This window comes from Variovorax sp. KK3, assembly GCF_001984055.1.
In the GTDB taxonomy this organism is placed as follows: domain Bacteria; phylum Pseudomonadota; class Gammaproteobacteria; order Burkholderiales; family Burkholderiaceae_C; genus Variovorax.
On record NZ_LYVO01000189.1, the window covers coordinates 1 to 771 of the forward strand.

The following is a 771-nucleotide window of genomic DNA, read 5'->3' on the forward strand; positions in this document are numbered from 1 at the left end:
GGTGTCGATGCGACCTTGGCGCTGTCGGGCGTCGTGCTGCTCGAGTCCGGCAGTGAGACCGTCACCAATCGCCAGCTCGGCATCACTGCGGCCAACATGACCAACCGCGGCCGGATCGCCGCAGGCCAGGGCGTGCTTCTATCTGCCCGCACTATCGACAACGCTGCCACCGGCGACATCCAGGCCGGTGTGACTGGTCTGAGTGCTTCTGAGGCCATCACGAATCGCGGCGTCGTCGACGGCGGCGCCACTCGCCTCGATGCGCCCACCGTCACCAACATCGGCACCGGCCGCATCTACGGCGACCACGTCTCCATCGGCGCGGGTGTCCTTCACAACGTTGCCGAAACGACTTCTGGCACCAGCCGCTCCGCCACCATTGCCGCCCGCTCCCGCCTGGACATCGGCGCCGACGCCATCCAGAACCGCGACGGTGCCTTGATCTTCAGCGACGGCGACTTGGCCATCGGTGGCACCCTCGACGCCCAACGCCACGCCGCAGGCCAAGCAGGGGTGCTGAACAACCACGCCGCATCGATCGAGGCCACCGGCTCCGTCGATATCCGAGCCTCGGTACTCCACAACACCAACGGCGGCGTCACGTGGGCCCTGGTTCCAGGCGCCAGCAACACCACCCCGCGCATCGTCGAGTACCTCGTGCCCGGCAGCCATGTGCGATATCCAGCCAGCGAGGTCTTCTTCGGCAGCCCCAGCCTGTCCATGCTCAACCCCACGGGCTGGAACAACTGGAGCGCCATTGCCGCCACCGAC

Annotated in this window: 1 protein-coding gene; it reads left to right on the top strand. The window is 67.2% G+C overall.

The genetic code is table 11. The annotated features are described in order from the left end of the window. Positions 1-771: hypothetical protein (locus B0W80_RS34090; protein WP_143684929.1), on the top strand; the 771-nt coding region annotated here is incomplete at both ends.